This window comes from Sphingobacterium sp. GVS05A (assembly GCF_019969845.1).
Lineage (GTDB): Bacteria > Bacteroidota > Bacteroidia > Sphingobacteriales > Sphingobacteriaceae > Sphingobacterium.
On record NZ_JAHXYR010000003.1, the window covers coordinates 512,928 to 530,202 of the forward strand.

Annotated in this window: 12 protein-coding genes and 5 tRNA genes; 10 read left to right on the top strand and 7 right to left on the bottom strand. The window is 40.3% G+C overall.

Going from position 1 to position 17,275, the window contains the following annotated elements:
* Window positions 1-44: 44 nt before the first annotated feature.
* The 6 genes from LC454_RS09755 to panC form a co-directional block, all read right to left on the bottom strand.
* Window positions 45-695, bottom strand: coding sequence for an FKBP-type peptidyl-prolyl cis-trans isomerase (locus LC454_RS09755; protein ID WP_223581902.1), 651 nt, complete (start codon window positions 693-695; stop codon window positions 45-47).
* A gap of 75 nt (window positions 696-770) precedes the next feature.
* The gene (locus LC454_RS09760; protein WP_223581903.1) at window positions 771-1,238 is read right to left on the bottom strand and encodes a thioredoxin family protein; all 468 of its coding nucleotides are present in this window, start codon (window positions 1,236-1,238) and stop codon (window positions 771-773) included.
* Between the two features lie 44 nt (window positions 1,239-1,282).
* Window positions 1,283-3,619, bottom strand: coding sequence for a TonB-dependent receptor plug domain-containing protein (locus LC454_RS09765; RefSeq protein WP_223581904.1), 2,337 nt, complete (start codon window positions 3,617-3,619; stop codon window positions 1,283-1,285).
* A gap of 361 nt (window positions 3,620-3,980) precedes the next feature.
* Entirely contained in the window at window positions 3,981-4,343 is a 363-nt protein-coding gene (locus tag LC454_RS09770) for a hypothetical protein (RefSeq protein ID WP_223581905.1), read from the bottom strand.
* 109 nt (window positions 4,344-4,452) lie between these two features.
* Window positions 4,453-4,803 carry an aspartate 1-decarboxylase gene (gene panD, locus LC454_RS09775; protein WP_104383850.1) on the bottom strand — a complete coding sequence of 117 codons (351 nt, stop codon included), beginning with the start codon at window positions 4,801-4,803 and terminating at the stop codon, window positions 4,453-4,455.
* Window positions 4,804-4,827: 24 nt separating this feature from the next.
* Complete coding sequence (panC, locus tag LC454_RS09780; RefSeq protein WP_223581906.1) at window positions 4,828-5,676, bottom strand: pantoate--beta-alanine ligase; 849 nt, start codon at window positions 5,674-5,676, stop codon at window positions 4,828-4,830.
* A 148-nt stretch (window positions 5,677-5,824) separates the two neighbouring features.
* On the opposite strand from panC, the gene LC454_RS09785 reads away from it, so the two are divergent.
* The 4 genes from LC454_RS09785 to uvrC all read left to right on the top strand — a co-directional run bounded on the left by LC454_RS09785 (window position 5,825) and on the right by uvrC (window position 12,142).
* On the top strand, window positions 5,825-6,643 hold the full coding sequence (locus LC454_RS09785) for a glycogen/starch synthase (protein WP_120260175.1): 819 nt from the start codon (window positions 5,825-5,827) through the stop codon (window positions 6,641-6,643).
* 451 nt (window positions 6,644-7,094) lie between these two features.
* Window positions 7,095-7,574 carry a 2-C-methyl-D-erythritol 2,4-cyclodiphosphate synthase gene (ispF, locus tag LC454_RS09790; RefSeq protein ID WP_223581907.1) on the top strand — a complete coding sequence of 160 codons (480 nt, stop codon included), beginning with the start codon at window positions 7,095-7,097 and terminating at the stop codon, window positions 7,572-7,574.
* 286 nt (window positions 7,575-7,860) lie between these two features.
* Entirely contained in the window at window positions 7,861-10,131 is a 2,271-nt protein-coding gene (locus LC454_RS09795; RefSeq protein WP_223581908.1) for a transglycosylase domain-containing protein, read from the top strand.
* Between the two features lie 199 nt (window positions 10,132-10,330).
* A complete protein-coding gene (gene uvrC, locus LC454_RS09800) occupies window positions 10,331-12,142 on the top strand; it encodes an excinuclease ABC subunit UvrC (RefSeq protein WP_223581909.1) in 1,812 nt (603 codons plus the stop codon).
* Window positions 12,143-12,185: 43 nt separating this feature from the next.
* Here uvrC and era read toward each other — a convergent pair whose 3' ends face one another.
* Window positions 12,186-13,064: a GTPase Era gene (gene era, locus LC454_RS09805; RefSeq protein ID WP_223581911.1), complete on the bottom strand. Its 879-nt coding sequence runs from the start codon at window positions 13,062-13,064 to the stop codon at window positions 12,186-12,188.
* A gap of 115 nt (window positions 13,065-13,179) precedes the next feature.
* On the opposite strand from era, the gene LC454_RS09810 reads away from it, so the two are divergent.
* The 6 genes from LC454_RS09810 to LC454_RS09835 all read left to right on the top strand — a co-directional run bounded on the left by LC454_RS09810 (window position 13,180) and on the right by LC454_RS09835 (window position 17,260).
* Window positions 13,180-13,252, top strand: a tRNA-Met gene (locus LC454_RS09810).
* Window positions 13,253-13,310: 58 nt separating this feature from the next.
* Window positions 13,311-13,383 (top strand) — tRNA-Met (locus LC454_RS09815).
* Between the two features lie 58 nt (window positions 13,384-13,441).
* Window positions 13,442-13,514, top strand: a tRNA-Met gene (locus LC454_RS09820).
* A gap of 57 nt (window positions 13,515-13,571) precedes the next feature.
* Window positions 13,572-13,644 (top strand) — tRNA-Met (locus LC454_RS09825).
* 58 nt (window positions 13,645-13,702) lie between these two features.
* Window positions 13,703-13,775 (top strand) — tRNA-Met (locus LC454_RS09830).
* Window positions 13,776-14,095: 320 nt separating this feature from the next.
* Window positions 14,096-17,260 (top strand): SusC/RagA family TonB-linked outer membrane protein, encoded by a 3,165-nt coding sequence (locus tag LC454_RS09835; RefSeq protein ID WP_223581913.1) that lies wholly within the window; start codon window positions 14,096-14,098, stop codon window positions 17,258-17,260.
* Window positions 17,261-17,275: the final 15 nt, after the last annotated feature.

The following is a 17,275-nucleotide window of genomic DNA, read 5'->3' on the forward strand; positions in this document are numbered from 1 at the left end:
CCATTTTTATAATAAAAATGGCTTTCTAGAATAAAATGTGTGCTTTAATTTGAAGTAGCTTTCTCCATATTTACTACTTCAATGGTGTATACCAATGGAGAATCAGCAGGAATTGATGGACCATCACCAATTTTGTAGGCTCTGTTATCAAAACCCCATACGGATGGTGTAATCAGTCTAATTTTAGATCCTTTTTTCAATCCTTTTGGAAGTAAGCCATATACTTTTTGGTCAGTACCATTATTATTTACAGATTCAGGAACGAATGCAAAATACCAACATCCGCCTAGATACTGTCCCTGTGTTGATTCCCTGTATGTGTATACTAAATTAGAGTAGTTAGCTGGTGTTCCTTCTTTTGTCGCTGCAAAAACAGTTCCATCGATCAGTTCACCTTTATAGTTTACACTGATTTTAGGAATGCTTGTAGTATAGTCAAATGGATCACCTGTACCTTCACTGATGACTTCATACCATATCCCTGTTGAGTCAGAAGAGAATTTAGGGTTAGTAAACTTTGTAGCTGCATAATCTTTTATTGCTTGTGCTTGCTGTTTCTTGGTTTTGTATTGTCTGATCAGTTCTTGCCTCATTTTCTCCTCTATAGCATTATAATCCGTGTCATCTTTACTACAGGAAGTGAAGATCATTCCAAGGCATAAAAGCCCCATCAAAAATTTCGTGATATTTTTCATAATTTCTTAAAGTGTGTATTAATTATAAAACTCAAAACGCACTATCGCTTGGTTTCGCTACACAAATATGTTAAATTATTCTAAAAAATCATTTAACTCTTTTGAGTTCAGGTATTTTTGTTGTATATTTTTTAAGCGGAATTCGTTGTCAAATCGAAGAATACTCGGGAAAATCATCCGTTTTCCACTTAATAGCTGTAAGGCCAGCGCATGATACTGTCCAGTTCTTTTTTTGCCGGATTTTGCTTTCCAGATGCTCTGATCAAAGGTAATTTTCTGCACAGATTCTGCATCCAGTTGGGCCGCGTAGTAACTTTTATTGATTACTGCAACAAGATCCGGCTTTGTAAATATTTCCCGTTCCATTTTTCGGCAATAGCTGCACCAATCGGTATGGATAAAAATTAGGGTCTCCCGTGGTGCTACAGCCAGCAGGGAGTCGAGCTGTTCAAAGCTGACCCAATTTATCCGCTCTTGCCCAAAATGGAAGAGCGGATAAAGTAAGCTGATCATCAGGATGCTTATTTTCCTAAAATATTTCATTGTTCTCCTTTTGTTTATGGGAAATTTATCCCAGTACGCATGTCCTAATGAAAATGTCCTACCCGAAGACCGAAGGTATATGTTCGTGGACGTGTAGGACCATAGATATAGTCCGAATCCCGTAATGCACCTTTGTCAAAATCCTTTTGAAAGGCGTTGAACATATTCTGTACGCCACCAAAAAATTCGATACTAAAATCCTTGTGCACAGGTACTGTATAGCCCAGACGAAGATTCAATTCAACAAAATCACGTGCGTTTTTGAGCGTCATGATATCTTGCTGGATATGTGGTACAATCATTTTGCCTGTATATACTCCTGTCAGGTCGACAGCGAACCGCTTCGTCGCTTTCAGATTTGTATTCATATAGCCATAAACATTAGGAGTACGCACATATTGCTTTGTCCAGATATCGTGCGAATCGTCTTTACCTTCGTAGATCAGCTGGTCTTTTTTATAACGCGAGCGTTGGATTGTTCCGCCAGCTTGAAACGATAACCACGATGACGGAGCAATATTGATTTCAATGTTGGAACCATATACACGAGCACCTTCGCCATTTTGCATCTCCTGAATGATCAAACCATCCTTCTGTGATGCCATTATATTGACAAACTGATTATTGAGGTCGGTGTAGAAGCCTTCAACTAGAAAACTCGTTTGTACATTTCCAAAATTCTTATTGTAACTAAACGATCCAGTATAGGCATTGGAATATTCTGTTTTCAAGTTTTCACCGATCAGGACAAATACCTGGTTGCCACCAATGGAAGTCACGTGCATGTCTTCATTAAATGCCTGTGGCGCCCTGAAGCCACGTGCGTAACCACCTCTAAACTGTAGATCTTTTGTCAGATCATATAGGATCGTTAACCGTGGGCTGAATGTTCCGAAACGTTGATCCGAACTACGGTTTATCCCAGCCAAGCTGTATTTGCCATCGACATAGGTATAATCGTATCGGGCACCGATCAGAGTTTTAAATGTCTCAAAGGGCTTCCATTCGTATTGAGCATAGGTTCCCAATCCTTTATTCTGCTGATCAATTGTCCGCTTATAGCCGGGGATTTCATCCTGTGTGTCATTGTAGGAGAACTCCACCCCTGCAGTAAACACATCTTTTTCAAAATTGTAGGTATACTGACTTCCCACAACCAGTGCAATATCGTTTGTCTTTCCATACGAATTGGATGCTAGCGTACTGTCTGCTAGTGTTGTCCCGCCACCAAGTCCGCCATAATAACTATCACGAACGGTTTTCTGGACGGAACCATAAGCCGAAATCTTGTGTTTAAAGTCTTCGGAATAACGGTCATAAGTAATTCCACCAACGATAGAACTGGTTTGCAACTGTTCGGTAATCTGGGTCAGATGCGGGGCCTTATCGAGTTGGTCTCCGCCACGACGAAATTCATTGACTGTGCTAAAATCTACCGTAATTTTATCGAGGTCGCTTGGTTTGTAAAATAATTTGGTACCAAAGGTGGTGTTTCGAAGCTTGGTGATCTCCGAAAACCCATCCCCATTGGCATCATAGGATTCTCTATTGCGGTGCATACCATAAAATGTTGCACCGGTATTTAGGTCCTCAGCAACAAGGGATGTATTGAAGTCTACGGTATTATCCCAGCTTTTGCCACCAATCAGTGAATTGGTGGACTTTACCTGCCAATCACTTTCGACGGGATCTTTTGTAATGATATTGATGGTTCCGGCAATGGCATTGGCTCCAAATAGTGCTGAGCCGCCACTGCGCACGACCTCGATCCTGTCGATCATACTGGTGGGGATCTGATCCAATCCATAGACACTGTTTAACGCCGAAAATACAGCTCTGCTGTTAATCAATATCTGTGAATATGGGCCTTCCAGACCATTGAGCCTAACTTGTGAAAAGCCACAGTTTTGACAATTGTTTTCCACACGGACGCCGGGCTGGTAATTCAGTGTCTCAGACATCGCTACAGACTGTGTAGCATTAAATAGTTTGGGGCCGATGACATTGACTACAACAGGTGCATCCTTGCGTTTTACACCATAACGGGTTGCGGAGACCACCACCTCATCGAGATTAAGGTTGTCTTCTTCGAGCTGGATCTGTAATGGTGATTTTAAGGTATCCAAAGCGATTACCTTCGTCAGCGAACGATAGCCCACGGCGGAGATGTTTAACGTTACTTTTGGGGTAACGATGGTGTTGAATTTAAAGTGTCCATCAGCATCCGATGTGGTGGCTGATTTGCTGTTTTTTATAGTCAATGTCCCCGAAGCAATGGCTTCCCGGTTTTTATTGAATAAATATCCCTCCAATGGTGACTGTGCATATATTGAGGATGTTCCGGCCAATAGTGTAGCCAGTAACGTGTATTGCTTTAGCATTTTTATCGTATTGAGTATTTCGTATTGAGATCTTGGCTGCACAAGCTTATAGCTCCCATAGGGTATACTTTTTTGCCTTAGGTTTGATACTCGTCTTTCGTATCTCGTCCATTGGGTTTATTGTATAGCTAGGGCATACCTTCGTCTTGAAACGTGCTAAGATGCTATGATATAAGTATATGAGCGGAATTCGTCCACTTTCTTTTTTAAAATGAAGACATCGATTTTTGTACTTATGGTCTATTGAAACCAAAGCCTTTAACTCTGTTCCGGCGAGCCTGAAAATAAATACAACGACAAGTGCTAAAAGCGTTGTCTTAACCTGTTTCACTGGATGTACGTCAGAATAAAATGAATTGTGTTATGCTAAGCAAGGGGGCCCCCGGAGGTAATAAGGACTGCTTGTGGTGTTGGTAACTTCTGGGCAGATCGAACAATAATCCGTTAGCTGAATTTCCTTTGGTACTGGAAGTTCGAGAATAATGAAATCGGTCTGTACGTAATTGTTTTGATAAATGACATTCAGATAATCGATCTGATCGTCGGTCTCTTGAGGTTTTTCTTTCTTTGTAAAATCATAAGGGTGCGTGTGCATCACGATTTCCCCATTTGATTTTACCTCTTTGTGCATAAAAATAACACCCGAAAGAATAATCAGCGACATCAAAGCCAATTGGAATGATGCGATAAGCTGACGCAGATTTCTTGTTATTTTCGATTGCATAAAAAAGCGCTACTTGTTAGAGTAACGCTTCAAAAATACGATTTTTATTTAGCAGTATATAAGTATTCCTGATAAAATTATTATTAAGTATTGCGCATGTGGCTCAATACTATCTGATCAAATGATTGTTGTCATCCGGGAATACTAAAGACGGTTTAAACTGCTTCGCTTCCTCAAAATCCATTGTAGCATATGAAATAATAATAACAATATCGCCAACCTGCACTAGACGAGCCGCAGCTCCGTTTAGACAGATCGTGCCCGATCCGCGTTGTCCTGGAATGACATAGGTTTCCAGACGGGCCCCATTGTTATTATTTACGATTTGAACTTTCTCGTTAGCGATGATATTTGCAGCGTCCATCAAATCTTCATCTATCGTGATACTACCCACGTAATTCAATTCCGCCTGTGTGACTTTCACGCGGTGAATCTTGGATTTCATTACTTCTATTACCATGGCGCAAAGGTAGAGTTTTTTTTATTAAGCTAATATCATATTATCAATAAGACGGACACCTTCTACCCATGCTGTGACAAGCGCAACATGTTGCTTGCTTGGATCAATCTGTTGGACTTCTTGTAAGGAGCTGCTTTCGCAGATTGAAAAATATTCGACGGTTACTCCTGCAGTATCTGTCAAAATCGCTAAAGCATTATTCTTAATTTCTTGTAATCTGGCATTGTCCGAAATATGATCTTTCACATATTGTAATGAACGGGAAAGTGCCAGGGCTTTTGTTTTTCCATCTTCGCTCAAGCGCATATTCCTTGAACTTAGCGCTAAGCCATGTTGATCCCTGATGATGGGACAGATTGCCAATTGGATTGGAAGATCTTTGATCTCGATCATGCGTTTGATGACCATCACTTGCTGAAAGTCTTTCTGTCCAAAACAGGCGATATCGGGTTGTACTAAGATGAACAATTTATAGACCACCTGTGTTACACCCTGAAAATGACCCGGACGTTTTTCACCTTCCCAGATTTGATCCAATTCACCAAGATCAATATGCCAATTTTCATCTTTGTCGGGATACATTTCTTCTACACTTGGCATAAATAAAATGTCACAATCGATGGATTCCAATAGCTTGATGTCATTTTCAATTGGACGCGGATATTTTTCTAGGTCTTTGGGGTCATTAAACTGTGTAGGGTTAACAAAAATGCTACAAACACGAATATCACTAATGGGTTTCGCATAATCTAATAACGATAAATGTCCTTCATGAAGTGCTCCCATGGTGGGGATCAAGGCTATCTTTTTACCTGCCGAGCGTGCTTTTTGGAGATGTGCTTGGAGGGATGCTTTCGTTTTGAAAATTTCCACTTTGCTGAATAGTTTTTTGTTCGCAAAGTTGCATATTATTTTGGGAATATAAAACGATGATTGATAGTAAATTGCATGGTAAGTATTTTTTTTGTACCTTTGTAGACCGATTTTACTGTTCGAAAATAATAAATAAAAATAACTGGAGATGGCAAAAACGAAGATATTGTTTATTACTCACGAGATGTCGCCTTTCCTCGAATTAACCAAAATTTCTGAAATTACACGTCAACTGCCTCAAGCGATGCAAGAGAAGGGTTTTGAAATCCGTATCTTGATGCCTCGTTTTGGGAATATCAATGAGCGTAGAAATAGATTGCATGAGGTGATTCGTCTTTCAGGCTTGAACATTGTTGTGGATAATAATGATAATCCGCTAATTATTAAAGTAGCTTCACTGCCTGCAGCTCGGATGCAGGTGTATTTCTTGGATAACGAGGACTACTTTCAGCGTAAAAAAGTTTTTAGTGATGAGCATGGCGAATTCTTTGCAGACAATAATGAGCGTTCGGTGTTCTTCTGTAAAGGAGCGTTGGAAACTGTTAAGAAATTAGGCTGGTCGCCCGATGTAGTACACTGTCATGGCTGGTTCTCTGCTTTGGTACCTGCTTACGTGAAAACAACGTATAAAGATGATCCTACATTTAAGGATGCAAAAGTGATGTATTCTTTGTTTAACGAAGAATTTAAAGGCACATTGGGTTCAAAGTATGCTGAAATGGCACCAGAGGGTGCTTTTAAAGCTGCAGATGCACAAGTGTACGGCGATGGTAGTTATGAAGCAATCTATAAAGGTGCATTGCACTTTACGGATATGGTTGTCGTAGCTGATGAAAATGTCAATACTGAGATTGTTGATTTCGCGAGATCCAAAGATATTCAGGTTTTTGAGCCTAACGGTGATCAGGACTATGATGCTTTCGGAGAGGTGTATGATCAGTTCGCGCCTGAAGAAGTGGAAGCATAGACCCTTTTCTTGAGGCTCTGCGTAAAACAAACAGACAATAAATTATTAAAAAGGGCTATTTCCGATGAAATAGCCCTTTTGTTTTTTCTGCATAGCCTGTTTTTATTGATTCGTATTTTTTTTTATTGGGTTATCAATGAGTTTGTTACGATTAGTTTGTTGGCTAAAAAGAATCTTCAGTCGATTTTCATGGTCGTTGGTGATTTTAATACATTTCTTAACACTTCGTATTCTTACAGGAGCACGGTACTAGATGCTAAACTCCGTTTCTAAATATCGGCACTAAAATGGTATCTTCGTAGCAACGAAACGTCATAAGCGTAGACAGGCCCTTGAGGCAAATAACCAGCTTATGATGGAAAGTATGCTAGTATGCTATTACAGGATAAATGGCGTAGAACGAGTTTATTTATTACGTTGAAAAACGTATTCTCATAATATAATTATAATAATGAAGATTAAGGTTGGATTTGGGTTTGATGTTCATCAGATAAAAGAAGGACACCCATTTATTGTTGGTGGTGTGCAGTTGGAACATCATGCTGGAGCTTTTGGTCATTCAGATGCCGATGTCTTGGTGCATGCTATCTGTGATGCCATTTTGGGCGCAGCAAACTTAGAGGATATCGGGTACCATTTTCCCAATACAGATATGCGTTGGAAAGGGATTAGTAGCTTGCTGTTGTTGAAAGAGTGTATGGGTTTGATTCAGGCCAAAGGATATCAACTCGGTAATATTGATGCCATGCTTTGCCTTGAAGCACCCAAGATCAAACCTTATATTCCTCAAATGAAGATCAAATTAGCTGAAGTGACCGGTCTAGATATAGATGATATTTCCATTAAGGCAACGACCAACGAGACAATGGGTTTCATTGGCCGGCAAGAGGGGGTTGTCGCCTACGCTGTCTGTTTAATTGAACGGGTTTAATGTCGGATAGGCAAACATTTTCATGGTTTAATGCACACATTTGAATGAATTAGTAATACCTTTGCCATGAAGCATTCTTTGGCACACTATCTGATAGAGTGGACATTAAAATCATATTGAGGTCTATGTAAGAGGGAATAGCGAAATATCCAATTAAAAAAGGTACATACGGATCAAAAGATTGGATATTCCATGTAGCCTTTAAAAACAAAAGGCAGCACATTCATAAATGCCAATGAAAACAAGCATAGATGAATAATATTTGCACATGAAATTTAGTAAATAGATGAAACGAGTATCAAAAAAAAATCAACTTACTGAAGGCGATATTAAACGATATACGTTCAATTTTTGGAAGATCATCATTGGCATTGTAGCCCTTGGATTCCTATTTATATTGAGTATACGTTTTGGGTTATTCGGAAAATTACCTTCGTTTAGCGATTTGGAAAATCCAAAAAGCAATTTAGCTTCTGAAGTCATTACGGATGATCATAAAGTATTAGGGACTTATTATGTACAGAATCGGTCGAATGTTAAATACAGTGAATTATCGCCGTATCTGGTTAAAGCGCTCGTATCTACAGAAGATAAGCGGTTTTATGACCATTCAGGAATAGATTATTCTCGTACGTTTACGGTTATCTTCCATACGCTGACGGGCAATAAGCAAGGGGGAAGTACGATAACTCAACAGTTGGCGCTTAATCTTTTTTCTGATGGCCGTCAGAAAAACTTTCTAAAACGTATCATTCAGAAATTTCAAGAGTGGGTGACAGCTGTTCGCCTGGAAAGAAATTATACGAAGGACGAAATCATTACGATGTATTTTAATACAGTGGATTTTGGGGCATACAATACGTTTGGGATAAAATCTGCTGCGCGGACCTATTTCAATACGACGCCAGATAAGCTGACTGCTGAACAGGCTGCACTCTTGGTCGGGATGCTGAAAGGTCCAGGTGCCTATTCGCCGGTGAGATTTCCTGAGAAATCAAAAATACGTCGTAATACGGTATTAAATAATATGGTTGCCGCCAATTTTATTTCGGCAGAAGAAGCATCTAATGCGAAGGAGAAACCACTCGGACTAGAACTCAAGATCGCAAATTATGGTGAGGGATTAGGCCCTTATTTCAGGGCGGTATTAAAAGACCAGATTAAGAAAGAATTTGCTAATCTTAAGATTGTCAGAGCTGATGGTACACCTTATGACTTAGATCGTGATGGATTAAAGATTTATACGACCATCAATATGTCCATGCAGCAGTATGCTGAGGATGCCCAAAAGGAATGGATGAAGCAGCTACAATCGAAATTTTCGGCGCAGTGGAAAAATAGGGATCCGTTCAAAGGTGATAAAGCGAAGTTGTTGATCAGTGGAATGAAACGTTCTGATCGTTACCGCATTTTACGCGAGGAGGGATTGAACGATGATGAGATCAAAAAAGCCTTTAATGTGAAGGTTCCGATGAATATCTTTACCTGGAAAGGCAGTAAGGATACGATGATGACCCCAATGGATTCCATTAAGTACAACAAGTTGATGCTACGTAATGCAATGATGTCCATGGAACCAAAAACAGGGCATATTAAAGCTTGGGTTGGCGGTATTGATTTTGACCATTTCAAATACGATCAGGTTAAAATGGGGACACGACAAGTTGGATCCACAGCTAAGCCGTTTACTTATGCAGTCGCTATCGATAACGGCTATTCACCTTGTTATAGTATTCCGAATTACCAACAAACATACAATGGTTGGACACCAAGAGGAAATGCACAGGGAGGAAATCCGATTACTTTAGCGAAGGCATTAGCTTATTCACAAAATTTTGCAACAGCTTACCTGGTACATGAAGTAGGGGCGGCAGAGGTTGCTGCATTGACTAAACGTATGGGTATAACGAGCGACGTGCCAAACTACCCTTCTATTTCCTTAGGGGCCTACGAAGCGTCTGTCTTTGATATGGTTGGTGCTTATTCTGCTTTCGTTAACCAAGGAACCTGGATCGAACCAACAGCGATTTTACGTATTGAAGATAAAAACGGGACACCTATCTATGATAAGGCACCGAAGGTAGTGAAAGCCCTGAATAGCGAATCTGCTTATATTATTGTGGATATGCTGAAAAAAGTGGTGTCTCAGGGTACTGCTCGACGTATTCAATGGAAATATAACCTCACCAATCCGATCGGTGGTAAAACGGGTACAACCAATGATAACTCCGATGCCTGGTTTATTGGTATTACACCAGAACTTGTCACCGGTGTGTGGACAGGGGCAGAAGACCGAGGGATCAGTTTTGACCGAATGGAATATGGGCAGGGGGCTGCTGCAGCTATGCCGGTGTTTGCTTTCTTTATGCAAAAGGTTTACAAAGATTCAAACTTAAAATATACAAAAGGTGATTTCGAACAACCTCAGGGTGGACTGACCCGTGTCATTGACTGTAACCAGTATTGGGGCGGTGGTGGCTCTGATGTCGAAGATGGATCTACAGACTCAAGTAGCAAGGAGGATCCGAAACTCAAGGATGATCGTTTGGGATTTTAATTTTCGGTATTGAGATTCTGGCTGGACAAGCCTGCGGCTTACAAGCTGTCTCCACATTCTTATTTTGACTTTCAGATATGAGTGTGGAGATTTTGGTTACACAAGCTTGTTTTTCAAAGATTAAAGAATAAGGACTCTAGTTTGATAAGCCTATGCCTTGGAAGCTGTCTCCGTTTTTTACTTTTTAATTTTTAAAGTTTTGACATTTGATTATAGGGAAGAATTAAAGAAGATACCTCATCGACCAGGAGTCTATCAATATTTTGATAAACATGATGAATTGATCTATATCGGTAAGGCGAAAGACCTTCGTAACCGGGTGGGATCTTATTTTGTCAATGAAAATCAATTGAATGGAAAGACCCGTGTTTTGGTCCATAAGATCAACCGTATTTCTTTTACTATAGTAGATACCGAAATTGATGCTTGGTTGCTTGAAAATTCATTAATCAAGAAGCATAAGCCAAAATACAATGTCATGCTCAAAGATGACAAGACCTATCCATGGATTGTCATCAAGAACGAACCCTTTCCTCGTGTTTTTTGGACCAGGCAATACATTAAGGATGGTTCCCGTTATTATGGGCCGTATCCCTCTGTAAGTATGATGCATATCGTATTGGATCTGATCCGTGAGTTATTTCCTCTTCGGACATGTAACCTTGCACTCACACCAGAGAATATCAGAAAAGGAAAGTTTAAGATTTGCCTAGAATATCAGATTGGGAATTGTAAAGGGCCTTGTGAAGGCTATCAGTCCGAAGAAGATTATGATCAAAATTTGAGCGATATTAAGGATATTTTAAATGGTAAGATTTCTGTCGTCACCAATAGGTTAAAGGAAGGTATCGCAGCTGCTGCTGCTTCACTGGATTTTGAACGCGCACAATTGATTAAAGCTAAACTCGATAAACTGGATAATTATCAGAGTAAATCGACCGTAGTTAATTCTTCGATTACCAATGTGGATGTATTTAGTATCGCCTCGGATGACGGATATGCCTTTGTAAATTATCTAAAGGTAATGAATGGTGTTATTATTCAGACACAGACGCTGGAAATGAAGCGCCGTTTGGACGAAAGCGAGCAGGAATTGCTGTCACTGGCTATACCTGAAATACGTGAACGGTTCAAAAGTCTGTCGCGGGAGATTATTGTTCCGTTTGAATTGGATATCGAGGAGAATGAGCGGATACGTTTTACGATTCCCAAACTGGGCGAGAAGAAAAAGTTGTTGGAACTGTCCCAGAAAAATGTGGCTTTTTTCAGAAAAGAACGCCTGTTGCAATATGAAAAGCTGAATCCAGATATTCGTACGGAACGTATTTTAAAACAGATGCAGAAGGATCTTCGTATGAATGTGTTGCCACAACATATCGAATGTTTTGATAACTCCAATATCCAGGGAAATTACCCTGTATCGGCTATCGTGGTATTTAAAGATGCAAAGCCTTCCAAAAAAGATTATAGACATTTTAATGTGAAAACAGTGGAGGGGCCAAATGATTTTGCAACCATGGAGGAAGCAGTTTTTAGGCGTTATAGGAGATTATTGGACGAAGATCAGCCATTGCCTCAATTAATTATTATCGACGGCGGTAAAGGGCAATTAGGTGCAGCATTGAAGAGTTTGCGTTTATTGGGGATAGAACGTAAGGTGACGGTCATCGGTATCGCTAAGCGATTGGAAGAACTTTTCTATCCCGGGGACCAATATCCGCTGTATTTAGATAAGAAATCGGAAACCTTAAAGATCATTCAGCATCTGCGTGATGAGGCTCACCGCTTTGGCATCACTTTTCACCGGAATCAGCGTAGCCGGAAGACCTTTGTCTCTGAACTGGAAAATATTCCGGGGATCGGAAAGACAACGGTGGAGAAAGTATTGACTGAATTTAAATCGGTTAAAAGGGTGAAAGAAGCTTCAGATGAGGACCTAAAAAAAGTGCTTAATCTGAAACAGATTAAAGCACTTCGTATATATTTTAGTGAAACGAGCTTATCGAGCTAAGACTTGCATAAGCAGAGTCGCAATACTATCTACTCAGTATTAATTAATCGTCGTAACCAAAACGTTTGAGGTAGTTCTTTTTGCTTCTCCAATCAGGGATTACTTTAACGAAGAGTTCCAAGAAAACCTTTCCGTCGATAAATTCTTCGATATCCTGACGGGCATAGGTGCCTACTTTCTTAATCATAGCACCAGCTTTGCCTATAATAATGTTTTTTTGTGAATCACGTTCAACAATAATCTCTGCTGCAATGCGGGTGATATTTGCTTCCTCTTTGTAGGATGTAACAATGACTTCGGTACTGTAAGGAATTTCCTTGTCATATAATTTGAATACTTTCTCCCGGATCATCTCAGAAACAAAGAAGCGCATGGACTTGTCTGTCAATTCATCTTTTTCGTAGTAAGCTTCATGGATCGGCAACTTATCTTTGATGTACTGCATGACAGCCGCAACATTATGATCCAACTTGGCTGAAATAGCGAAGATCGTATCTGGATTTAGTTTTTCTTGCCAGAATTCGATTTTGGCTTTTACTTCTTCTTCGGAAGATTTATCTATTTTATTGATCAGGACAGCTACTGGAGAGTTTGTCTTACGCAGTTTTTCCAATACGTCATTCTCATCGTATTTCTCGTGGATATCAGTCACAAATAAAATAATGTCCGCATCAATAAGCGATCCTTGAACAAAGTTCATCATTGATTCCTGTAGAGAATAGTTTGGTTTGATGACGCCCGGTGTGTCGGAAAACACAATTTGATGGTCTTCATCGTTTACAATACCGATAATGCGGTGTCTTGTCGTTTGCGCTTTAGGTGTGATGATAGACATCTTTTCACCTACTAAAGCGTTCATTAGGGTGGACTTACCAGCATTTGGCTTTCCGATGATACTTACGAATCCTGCTTTATGTGACATTTTTCTAAATTTTATTAGGATTACAAAGAAACAAAATATATCTTTGTACTCCAATTCGGAAGGATCATAATCTTGTTTTTTCAAAAGAAAAAAGCAATTTTGTTCAAAAATATATTGCGGGGTGGAGCAGTTGGTAGCTCGTCGGGCTCATAACCCGAAGGTCACTAGTTCGAGTCTGGTCCCCGCTACTAAAGGAAAGAGCCGGTTTGCAATGATCGGTTCTTTTTAAAGAAACTAAAAATACATTGCGGGGTGGAGCAGTTGGTAGCTCGTCGGGCTCATAACCCGAAGGTCACTAGTTCGAGTCTGGTCCCCGCTACTAAAGGAAAGAGCCGGTTTGCAATGATCGGTTCTTTTTAGAGAAACTAAAAATACATTGCGGGGTGGAGCAGTTGGTAGCTCGTCGGGCTCATAACCCGAAGGTCACTAGTTCGAGTCTGGTCCCCGCTACTAAAGAAAAGAGCCGGTTGCAATGACCGGTTCTTTTTAAAGAAATCAAAAATACATTGCGGGGTGGAGCAGTTGGTAGCTCGTCGGGCTCATAACCCGAAGGTCACTAGTTCGAGTCTGGTCCCCGCTACTAAAGAGAGAGCCGGTTTGCAATGACCGGTTCTTTTTAAAAGAAACTAAAAATACATTGCGGGGTGGAGCAGTTGGTAGCTCGTCGGGCTCATAACCCGAAGGTCACTAGTTCGAGTCTGGTCCCCGCTACTAAAAGAAAAAGCCGAGGTGAAAACCTTGGCTTTTTTCGTTTTTATACCTCGCTCACATGCTGATGCAGCTATTATTTTCTTTTTCTCATCCAGTTGAATAAGCGATGGATAGCATTGTCCTATTTTTGAAGATAATCTCAAATAAGAATGAGGCATTTTGTTGCAATTGGATGCTTATGCAATCGTTTGCCTAATTAGCGCAATCGATTTCGTTTCCTAAGAATTGTGAGATCTTCCTATCTTCTTTATAGTTTTAGCATTGATGTACCTAAATCTGATTAGAAAGCTAATCAATTTAAAAACTAACTATTAGATATTATGATTTCAAAGATTCTCGGTAATCAAAAACTAAGTCTGTTGTCGATAGCACTTTTACTAGCAGGCGTAAATGCCTCCAAAGCAGCTATGTTACGTCATTCAGATCCTTTGGTTTTGGATAAAGCCATTTCCCAGCAAAAAGTAACCGGAAAAGTGCAGGGGGCCGAAGGTCCATTGGCTGGAGTTACAGTCACTGTAAAAGGAACCTCGCGCTCTACATCAACCAGTGCAGACGGTCAATTTAATTTAGAAGCTAAGGTTGGTGATATTTTAGTAGTCAAGAGTATTGGTTACAAAACGCAGGAAATTACTGTTTCAGGTTCTGTTGTAACGATTGATCTAGTCTCAGAGAATGAAGCATTGGAAGAAGTTGTAGTTGTTGCCTATGGAACGCAAAAGAAAGCAAATTTGACAGGATCTGTGGCGACGATTACACCAAAACAGCTTGCCGATCGGCCCGTGACTTCCCTGCAAAACGCATTGCAAGGTATTTCTCCGGGGATAACTGTATTGAATCGACCTGGTGAGGTAAGAAAAGGTAGCTCTGGTTCTTCATCAAATGCGGGATCCATTACGGTAAGGGGGCGTACGAATCTCAGTTCACCATCACCCATGTTCATTATCGACGGGATCCCAGCGACAAGTGCCGAATTTTCAGCATTGAGCCCTAACGACATATCAAGTATGTCTGTTTTGAAAGATGCTGCCTCAGCCTCACTATATGGTTCTAGAGCGGCGAATGGTGTTATCTTGATCACGACCAAACGCGGTGGTGGTGAAAGGGCAGTTATCGGCTTTAATGCCAATTATGGATTTCAACGGGCGAGTTTCCTACCGAAGTTTGCCGATGCTGTTACCTATGCCGAGTTGTATAACAGAGCAATGGTTAATGTCGGGAAAACGCCCACTTTCAAACCAGAGGTGATTGAGAAATTCAAAAACCAATCTGAGCCAGATTATTATCCCAATAATGACTGGTACGATCAGGTGTTAAGGCATACGGCCCCACAACGGGATTTTGGCTTAAATGTTAGTGCACCAGGTAAAATAACAAATTATTATTTGGGCTTAAATTACTTCGATCAACAGTCGCTAACACCAGGAAGTAAGCAGGATCGTATCAATATGAAACTCAATACCAATACGACAATTGTCAAAGATCTCCTAACATTTAATACCAATATCTCTTTTTTAAAACAGGATTATGATCGAACCGGAAGCCCAATTAGTTGGACGGAAATGGGTAGAGCTTTACCATTTACGGTAATCAAGCATTCCGATGGTTCTTGGGGTTCGATCTCCAATGGTGCCGCAAATGCAACCATTGCAAAAAACAATCAATTGCGAGCACTCACGGAAGGAGGACGAGGCAATAATAGAGATAATTACTTGCAATTAGCGGCTAATGCGTCATTGACTCCACTGGAAGGGCTTTCTATTGATGGTGCGATCTCTCTAAAATATACCAATACAAATTCTTTCGATTTTATTAACCGTACTGACCCCGTTATTAATTTTATTACCAAACAGCCGATGAACTCTACGGCCAATCCGATCAATGAGCTGAAAGAGTATTGGGGCAAACGCCAGGAATTGCTTTTGCAGGGAACGGTTAACTACGAGCGCAGGTTTGATGATCACTTCGGTAAAGTTACCGTCGGCGCTTCACAGGAATCGAATGTGTATCGAGAAGCCTTTTTAGGTAGACAGAATTTTGTCAGTAATGATGCATCAACAATTATTAACGGTAGTTCAGGTCAAATCAGTAAGGATGATACCGGTTTAGCTAACCGTACAACGCAAGATGAATGGGCATTACGCTCAGTATTCGGCCGTTTCAATTATGCCTATAAAGATAAGTACCTATTGGAGGCAAATCTTCGGATGGATTATTCTTCCCGATTTGCACCAGAAATCAGAAGGGCAACATTTCCTTCTTTTTCTGCCGGCTGGAATATCAATAAGGAGTCGTTTATGGAAAATGTTAAATGGGTTGACCTTTTGAAATTGCGTGGATCCTATGGCTCGTTAGGTAATCAGGATGCTGTTGCTATTGGCAATTATTTTAATCTTCTTGACCGTCTTTCAGCCTATAACTTTAACGGAAATGCAGTCGATGGACTTGAACAGTTATACGGTTCTAATCGTTTGGCACTGTGGGAGAAAGTGACAATGAGCAACGTGGGGATTGATGCAACATTCTTGGGCGGGAAGTTTAATTTAGTAGCCGATTATTTTGTTAAAAAATCGGACGATATTTTGCTACAACCTGCAAGCTTATCAACATACGGATTTGAGAAAAAATATACCCCTTATTATAACCAGGGAGTTACCCAAAATAAGGGGATAGAGATTTCATTGACGTATAACGGTAAAATTGGCGATGAATTTACTTACTCGGTTTCGGGAAATGTCTCAAAAATCAAAAATAAGATTCTTTCCTTGGGTGATGTAAACGAAATTGTTGACAGTTACTATATCAATCGCGTAGGCGGATCAGTTGGCGATTATTATGGTTATAAATCAGCGGGTCTGTTTACAAGTGAAGCTGAAATTAAAGCGCATGCAGATCAAAAAGATCTTGGTAGCCCGACCAAGGTTGGCGATATCAAATATGTCGATATTAACGGTGACAAAATAATTGATGCGAAAGACCGTACCATTCTTGGTAATGACGTGCCTTGGTTCAACTATGGTTTCAATTTGCGTGCCGCCTATAAGAATTTTGACCTAGATGTTTTGACTTATGGTGTCGGAGGCGTAAAAACTTATCTAGATAATGAAGCATCTTTTCCATTCTTCAATGGAGCCAATATTAAGAGAAACTGGGTAGACGGTTGGTCTGGAGAGAATAATAAAGCAGACGCTCCTTTTCCACGGGTCACATTAACAGGAGATGCACAACAAAATTACAGAACCTCTGATTTCTGGCTGTTTAGTGGAAACTACTTTAGGATTCGCGCCATTACTGTTGGGTATAGCTTCCCGAAAGAATTGCTGACTTCTATGAAAATGTCTCAATTGCGTCTTTTTGCATCTTCTACCAATCCATTTACCTTTATGGCAGACAAACGTTTGGGCGATTATGATCCCGAAACAGGTTCGGGAAGAGCTAGTTATCCAGGGGTAAAGACATTCTCTGTAGGTTTAACGGCCAAGTTTTAATTTTTTAATACAAAA

Bases quoted from the DNA above. Each gene is read 5' to 3' on its own strand.
- LC454_RS09755 (WP_223581902.1), bottom strand. From the start codon at position 695: ATGAAAAATATCACGAAATTTTTGATGGGGCTTTTATGCCTTGGAATG.
- LC454_RS09760 (WP_223581903.1), bottom strand. From the start codon at position 1,238: ATGAAATATTTTAGGAAAATAAGCATCCTGATGATCAGCTTACTTTAT.
- LC454_RS09765 (WP_223581904.1), bottom strand. From the start codon at position 3,619: ATGCTAAAGCAATACACGTTACTGGCTACACTATTGGCCGGAACATCC.
- LC454_RS09770 (WP_223581905.1), bottom strand. From the start codon at position 4,343: ATGCAATCGAAAATAACAAGAAATCTGCGTCAGCTTATCGCATCATTC.
- panD (WP_104383850.1), bottom strand. From the start codon at position 4,803: ATGGTAATAGAAGTAATGAAATCCAAGATTCACCGCGTGAAAGTCACA.
- LC454_RS09785 (WP_120260175.1), top strand. From the start codon at position 5,825: ATGGCAAAAACGAAGATATTGTTTATTACTCACGAGATGTCGCCTTTC.
- ispF (WP_223581907.1), top strand. From the start codon at position 7,095: ATGAAGATTAAGGTTGGATTTGGGTTTGATGTTCATCAGATAAAAGAA.
- LC454_RS09795 (WP_223581908.1), top strand. From the start codon at position 7,861: ATGAAACGAGTATCAAAAAAAAATCAACTTACTGAAGGCGATATTAAA.
- era (WP_223581911.1), bottom strand. From the start codon at position 13,064: ATGTCACATAAAGCAGGATTCGTAAGTATCATCGGAAAGCCAAATGCT.
- LC454_RS09835 (WP_223581913.1), top strand. From the start codon at position 14,096: ATGATTTCAAAGATTCTCGGTAATCAAAAACTAAGTCTGTTGTCGATA.